Source organism: Stenotrophomonas sp. BR163 (assembly GCF_047520985.2).
Classification (GTDB): domain Bacteria; phylum Pseudomonadota; class Gammaproteobacteria; order Xanthomonadales; family Xanthomonadaceae; genus Stenotrophomonas; species Stenotrophomonas sepilia.
Map to the genome: position 1 here is coordinate 125537 of NZ_JAXBRE020000011.1, position 6425 is coordinate 131961.

Below are 6425 nucleotides of genomic sequence, written 5' to 3' on the forward strand. Positions count from 1 at the left end.
CAGTCGACGGGTCATGGGTAGGCCATCACGATGGAAATGGAGGCGTTCGCATTGCCCGGCACGATGTCATCGGCATCACCGACGGTCTGCACATAGCGTGCCTCGAAGGTACGCCGCAACTCGCCGGCGGCATCACCGCTGTGGCCGAACGGCCTGACCGTATCGAACGGAATCGGCGTTCCGCCCACGTCCGTCATCTGCAGCGCGATGCCCTTTGCCCCACCGCTGACTTCAACCAATCCCCGATCACGATCAAGCAGCAGGCTGGCCGCATTTTCCTCCAGATAGAACAGGACATCACCGACCTTCTCCTCGCAGTCCAGCACGATATCGAAGGTACGCGGCGCACTGTGGCTGTAACGCGTGGAGAACTCCGTCTGCAGCGCACGGCCCATGTTCACCGATGTGTTCCTGGGGTAGCAGAGCTTGCGGTAGATGCCATCAATCGAGGTCGCGCCAAGCCTCAGCGTTCCGTAGTCTTGCTTCGTCGTGTGGTCGCGAACGACGTAGTCCACCATGGTAATCTCCGGTACAGACAAGGTGCCTTCCGGAATGTCGCCAACCTTGATGAAGCGGATTCGCAGGTCCAGGTATAGCCAGTCGTCAAAAACTACTTTGGAGTTGGTCGTACCCGCCAGCACTGGTTGATAGTCGATGTCGTTCATCCGCTCATCGCTCCGGACCGCAACGATGAAGCCAAGGCCCGGAACCCCAGAATCATAGATGGAGTAGGTGAACCGTCCTTCCGTGTAGCTGCCCAATGTCGTGGCACGCCCAGTTACATCCAAAGTTCCAAGGTTGCCGGCAGTGCAGCCACCGGCAGTTGTGCCAGGCGACACGCTGTACCACGGCGAGATCGGCCTGCCATTCTGTACACCATTCACCGTGAACCGAAGTCCGGTAAGTGTCGCTCGAAGATCGCCGGCATAATCGCAACGCGCCATGGCGGGAGCAGCGATAGCCATGGCTACGGCCGTCATCATCGGCAGCAGTCCTTGCCTGGTCCATTTCCGTACGTGAGATTTCATGTTTCGTGCCCCTCTATGCCAAAAGTGATTCAATCAGCCGCAAGCTGAGCCTGATCACCGGATGGCAGCACACAGGCCGCCACCAGAAGGTCGGCGCTCTGGCTGTCGCGCAGGTCATAAGGAATGCGGCACTGCGCCCCCTCACCTGCCCCATGGGCCACAAAGAGCTCGCCCTGCTCATCCAGGCCGCGCACCCAGAGCCGGCTGCCCTGGCCCACCACGCCCACCACGTCGCCCTGTGCATTGAGCACATCCGTACCGAAGGGCAATGCAGTGCCGTCTGGCAGTCGCGCTTCGATCAGCGCATTGCGGCCCACCGCGGTCGGCAGCACCATCTTCACCACCGCACCTGCGTTGGGGATGGCAGACACGGAACCGGCGCTGAGTTCGACGTCCAGTGACAGGTCACTGGGGTCCACGCCCAACTCGTTGCGACGGAACGGGCTCAGGTGCGGTACGACGGCATAACCACGCGAGTCGGTCTTAACGCCGGTGGCGCTGTCGATCCTGGCGCCCGCGGCGCCCGGCACATGCACCAGGCCAACGGTCTCACCCAGGCGCTGGGCCAGCGTGATGCCACCACCATGCACCACCAGGCCGCCACTGGCGCCCAGCGACAGCCGGCTGCTCTGCGTTGCGCGGTTGAAGGAACCGGTGACGTGTGCCACCGGCAACTGATAGTTGGCACTGACGCCGTAGCTGGAACGGTCGCCGTCTCGATTGAGCGAGGCGCTGTAGCTGCCCAGGCCGGTGTCGCCAAGGGATCCGATCACGCCCACGCCGTAGCCGTTGCGCCCGCTGCTGTCGCGGCTTGAATTCACATCCAGGCGCGGCGCGCTGGCCGGCACGCCCAGCGGCACACTGACGCTGAGGTACACGCTGTTGGTGGCCTTCGCCGCGTTGCTGGAGAACAGCGACGATTCCAGCGTGCGACGCGCGCTGATCGTATAGCTGGCGCGCCCGATGCGGCTGCCATAGCCCAGCGAGAAGCTGGTCTGGCGGCGGTTCTGGTCCCAGTAGTCACTGGTGCTGCCGGTGAACGTCAGCTGGCCCTTGCCGTCCTGCAGGCGCTGGTTGACGGTCAGGTCCAGGCGGTTGCGCTGGCGCCCCACGATGTCATAGCCGGCCTCCTGGCCTACATTGCCACGCAGGCGCATGGCGTCGGCCAGGGTCAGGAAGTCGCTGGTCGAATAGCGGTAGGCCGCCATCGTGATGTTGGTGTTGTCGTCGAACAGCGCCTTGTTGTACGCAACGCGATACGACTGGCCACGGCGGCGCTCGACGCCGCCGTCGCTGCCCAGGATCCGCGCGTCGCTGAAGGTGACATCGCCGGAAAACGCACCGATGGGCGTCGACCAGGCACCGCCCAGCACCAACCCGGTATAGCCCGACGCTGCCGTGGCACCCGCGTAGCCGGTGAACCGGTTGCTCACGCCCCTGCGCAGCGTCGCCTCGACGAAGCGCGGCTTCTGCACGAACTGGTCATCACGCAGTTCACCTGCGGTAATGCTGTAGCGCTGCTGGCCGGGGCGCAGCAGCTGCGGCATGGCGGTGAACGGCACCACGAAGCGCTCGATGCGGCCATCGGCCTCGGTGACCTCCACCTCGATGTCGCCGCTGGCGCCATAGATCTGCAGGTCGTCAATTTCAAAGGGGCCCGGCGCCACGCTGGTCTCGTGAATCACGAAGCCACGCTGGCGGATGGTTACCCGCGCATTGGTCTGCGCGACACCGCGCACCACGGGTGCGAAATTGCTGGCACCATCCGGCAGCATGCGCGGGTCGGTGGTGATGTTCGCTCCACGGTAGTTCACGCCCTGCAGCATGTCGCCGCTGGTGGAGGACTCACCCACGGTCAACTGCGCGTTCAGCGACGGCACGTTGCGCTGAAGGTAGCTGCGCCCCGCCGCGTAGCGCATGCCATCGTCGTTGCTGTGGTGAAGATAGCCACTGTGGCGCAGCCGCCATTGCCCCAGGTTCAGGCCGGCATCCACGGTCATGCTGGTGCTCTGGCTCTCCGTGCCACCGTTGCGATAGCGATCGTGGCTGAGGCTGTAGCCCAGGGTGGCAGCGGCGATACCCTTGTCCCACTTTGCCGGGTCCACCCAGCCACGCGGGGTGCGGGCCAGATAGATCTGCGGAATGCTGATCAGCAGCGCCTGCTCGCCAACGTCGAACTCGCTCGTTGCACCCGGAATGAAAGCGTCCAGGTGTTCACAACTGGACTCGGCCGGCAGCGGCAGCAAGGTGCTTGCGGCACCCTCACCAGACGAGCGCTCGGCGTCCAGCCGCTTCTCGTCCAGGCCCATCAGCTCGAAGAGCGCTGCATCGAAGCAGATGCGCACCTCGTCGTCCTGGGCAACGCGAGCCACGATATCCCGTCGGTCAACGACCTGGCCGTTGATGCTGATATCCGCGTTGTAGGTGCCCGGCAGCAGATCGCCACGCTCGAACCGGCTCAGGTCCACGTGTTCGCTGCCCATGCCGAACAGCAGATCCGGGTTGAACTCCACCTTCGGCGCGGCCCATGCGGACATCGGCAGCAGCGCGGCCACCACTGCGGCCGCCAACGGGCGACGGCAGAGCGAGTTGTGCGTGGCATGTCGGGTCATGGTCATGGTCCAGTGTTTGGGCAAGGCGCTGCCGTCCCGGGCGGAGCCCAGGTGGTGCAGGTCAGCGAGGGGTGGCGGATCAGTTCGTGGTCAGGGGCATCGTGCGTTCGACGTCGCCGCCGTGGTCATTGATGTACTTGAAAGTGACCGTGCCCGATGAAGTCGGCGCGGCACCCGGCAACGGGAACGAGTGCTTGGAATAGGGGCGAAGCATGTCAACATTGCTGGCTTCGGTCTTGCGGCCATTCACGGTTATCGAAGCCCTGACCGTGCTGACATGGAAGGGGCTGTTGTTTTCTGCCTGCAGTGCCCAACCGTGACCCTGAGGCACTACAGACCATCGGAGACTGTCGATGGCAGAGGCGGCGTCAAGCTTGCTGATCGCCTGCGGCCGATAGAACAGCTTGAGCCGATTGCGGAACACGATACTGACCACCGCGCTGGAACTTGACTCGCCCGCCGGGGTAGCAGGTATTTCTGCAAGGCTGAAGGTGAACACGCTCTCGCGATCCGCAGGCAGGTCGCTCCTGAGAGCGCGCAGCCTGAACACCTGGTGCTTTCCCTCATCCACGCGCACGACGGGGGGCAGTACCACAAACGGAGCGTTGCTCTGCGAAGGTGGCGTTCGGGCGCCGTATTCGCTGACCCAGGCCTGCACCAGCACCGGACCGCTGCCTGCGTTCTGCGTCCGGACACTCAGCTCTTTGGTGCCTTCCGCGTAGATCACGCGATTGGATTCAACCACGACCTTGGCTTCGACCCCGACACTAGCCAGGAGTGTCGGCGCCGCAAGCGCGCAGCACATCAGTGTTCGATGGATGATAGGCATGAAGGCATCCTCGGCAATCAGGTGATTGCCGGGGGCGTAGTGCCCCCGGCAGTACGGATCAGTAGTTGTCGATATCGAAGACCAGCCTGCCGCTGAAATCACCCTCGGTCAGAGCAGCGCCGCCCGGTGCGTGATAGCGCGCGATCCAGTTGTATTTGAACTCGCCAGTATCCTTGTCACGCTGCAGGGCGGGGTCGTCGCGCTTGGTCAGGTCGATCGCTGCGTCGCCGTTGTCAGCGTCCAGGAACTTGACGAGAGCGTTGGTCCGGGTCCCCGTACCACCCGCGGTATCAGTGATCATGCCGTCCGCATTGATGTCGCTGGCAGTCTGGTCGACAATCAGCCGTGCCTTGTCCTTGGCGCAGGTTGCGGTACCGGAGCCGGCCTTCAGCGTCATCCTGAACGGCGTGCTGCCCACGGAGGGATCGCCCTTGAATGCGCCTGCATTGATCTGGCGCAGAGCGACGGTGTTGGAGCCCGTGCTGACGTGGACCGAACAGGTCGACGCGACGACCTTGCCGGTGAAGGTGATGGTGGCGTCAGCGGCGTGAGCCGATGCGGCAGCGCCCAGTGTCAGCGCGGCCGAAAGTGCAATTGCAAGCTTGTTCATGATGTTGAATATCCAGTTGTTGATAGGTCTAGAAGCGCTCAAGCCGCGCTATGTCTGGGCTCGGCCGAAGGGCATTCCCTTCGAGAGGAAATGCTAGGGATCTGGCAGATGCCCAGGCATAGGACAACGACGAGAAATGATCGATTGCCCATCGGCACCGTGATCGGTTCAGAACGCGTACCGCAACCCCAGCGTCGCTTCGCGCGACACCAGATCCAGCTGCAGCTTCTCGTCCTGCAAACCACGGGCGTTGGCGAAGGTGTTCCAGCCGCTTTCGGTACGGCCCAGGTCCGCATAGCGATAGCCCAGGTCGACGGTCGTGTTCTTCCCGGCAGTTACCGAGATGCCGGCGCCCAATGACCAGGCCAGGCCGGTACGGCTGGCCTTGCCGTATTGACGGTTCGGCGATCCCTGCCAGCCGCCCGATTGGATGTGCGAGAGGCCAGCACCTGCGGTGCCATACACCGACCAGGCTTCGTTCAGGGCGAAATCACGATAGACGTTCAACATCAACCGCTGCGAACGCACGTCATGATGATTGAGGCTGGAGGCAAAGGTGGTGGAGCCGCTGGAATAGGCGTCTGTGCGGCGAACCACATACTCGCCCTCGGTACGCCAGCCATTGCCATAGGCGCGGCCGAACGCAGCCGAGCCGGTGGCGAAGTGCTGCCGCTGGTCATGCGCCACGAACTGGCCGATGCCCGGGCGCGCACTGGCGTCCATGTTGCGCGCCTGGTGGTGGGCATCGATGGCACGGAGGGCGGCGTAGTAGCCTGCTTCGGTTTCAGCGGCAGCGACCGAAGGCAGTACAGATGCAGCGATGGCGCACAGCGCCAGCAGCGGTCTTTTCATCGTGGGTGCTCTGGTAAGAGTATGAGAGCCGCAGGGCGGTGGCACGCCCTGCGGGTTCAGGATCAGCGCGACTGGAGGACCCAGCCTGCAGTGCCTGAGTCGTAGCGGAACAGGATCGGCTTGGACCCGAGAATGCGACCTTCTGCGCGGTAGAACCTCGAGTCGGACAGGTCGGTCAGCGCGACAATGTCACCGTCGATCGCATCCAGCGGCAGTTTGATGTTGCGCGGCGTCACCACGTCCTGGGCCGGGCCACTGGTGACGATGTCGGTCCAGCGCTGCTCGAGCTTCGGCAGTTGCTCGGTGGTGGGCTGGAAGTAGGCGCGACCGCGACGCGGGTGCCACTTGCTGTCGCTCCCATCAAAGACTGGACCGGCCAGAGTTCTGTAGACACTCAGTTGCCGCTCTGCGCGTAGCGCCTTTCAAACTCTACCGGTGACAGTCCGCCAGCGGAACCATGCCGGCGGATCGGGTTGTAGAACATCTCGATGTAG

The 6425-nt window shown here is 63.6% G+C and carries 6 protein-coding genes; all 6 read right to left on the reverse strand.

All coding sequences use genetic code 11. The features are described 5' to 3' along the window. Positions 1-11: 11 nt before the first annotated feature. The 6 genes from ACM0PY_RS11560 to ACM0PY_RS11585 all read right to left on the reverse strand — a co-directional run bounded on the left by ACM0PY_RS11560 (position 12) and on the right by ACM0PY_RS11585 (position 6167). The gene (locus ACM0PY_RS11560) at positions 12-1028 is read right to left on the reverse strand and encodes a fimbrial protein (protein WP_134972199.1); all 1017 of its coding nucleotides are present in this window, start codon (positions 1026-1028) and stop codon (positions 12-14) included. A 29-nt stretch (positions 1029-1057) separates the two neighbouring features. After that, the gene (locus ACM0PY_RS11565) at positions 1058-3640 is read right to left on the reverse strand and encodes a fimbria/pilus outer membrane usher protein (RefSeq protein ID WP_235646774.1); all 2583 of its coding nucleotides are present in this window, start codon (positions 3638-3640) and stop codon (positions 1058-1060) included. Between the two features lie 79 nt (positions 3641-3719). After that, on the reverse strand, positions 3720-4469 hold the full coding sequence (locus ACM0PY_RS11570; protein WP_134972197.1) for a fimbrial biogenesis chaperone: 750 nt from the start codon (positions 4467-4469) through the stop codon (positions 3720-3722). A gap of 58 nt (positions 4470-4527) precedes the next feature. Next, positions 4528-5079 carry a fimbrial protein gene (locus ACM0PY_RS11575; protein ID WP_134972196.1) on the reverse strand — a complete coding sequence of 184 codons (552 nt, stop codon included), beginning with the start codon at positions 5077-5079 and terminating at the stop codon, positions 4528-4530. Positions 5080-5247: 168 nt separating this feature from the next. Beyond that, positions 5248-5931: an outer membrane protein gene (locus ACM0PY_RS11580; protein WP_134972195.1), complete on the reverse strand. Its 684-nt coding sequence runs from the start codon at positions 5929-5931 to the stop codon at positions 5248-5250. A 62-nt stretch (positions 5932-5993) separates the two neighbouring features. Beyond that, positions 5994-6167 carry a hypothetical protein gene (locus ACM0PY_RS11585; RefSeq protein ID WP_414609323.1) on the reverse strand — a complete coding sequence of 58 codons (174 nt, stop codon included), beginning with the start codon at positions 6165-6167 and terminating at the stop codon, positions 5994-5996. Between the last annotated feature and the right edge of the window lie 258 nt (positions 6168-6425).

Bases quoted from the DNA above. Each gene is read 5' to 3' on its own strand.
- ACM0PY_RS11560 (WP_134972199.1), bottom strand. From the start codon at position 1,028: ATGAAATCTCACGTACGGAAATGGACCAGGCAAGGACTGCTGCCGATG.
- ACM0PY_RS11565 (WP_235646774.1), bottom strand. From the start codon at position 3,640: ATGACCCGACATGCCACGCACAACTCGCTCTGCCGTCGCCCGTTGGCG.
- ACM0PY_RS11570 (WP_134972197.1), bottom strand. From the start codon at position 4,469: ATGCCTATCATCCATCGAACACTGATGTGCTGCGCGCTTGCGGCGCCG.
- ACM0PY_RS11575 (WP_134972196.1), bottom strand. From the start codon at position 5,079: ATGAACAAGCTTGCAATTGCACTTTCGGCCGCGCTGACACTGGGCGCT.
- ACM0PY_RS11580 (WP_134972195.1), bottom strand. From the start codon at position 5,931: ATGAAAAGACCGCTGCTGGCGCTGTGCGCCATCGCTGCATCTGTACTG.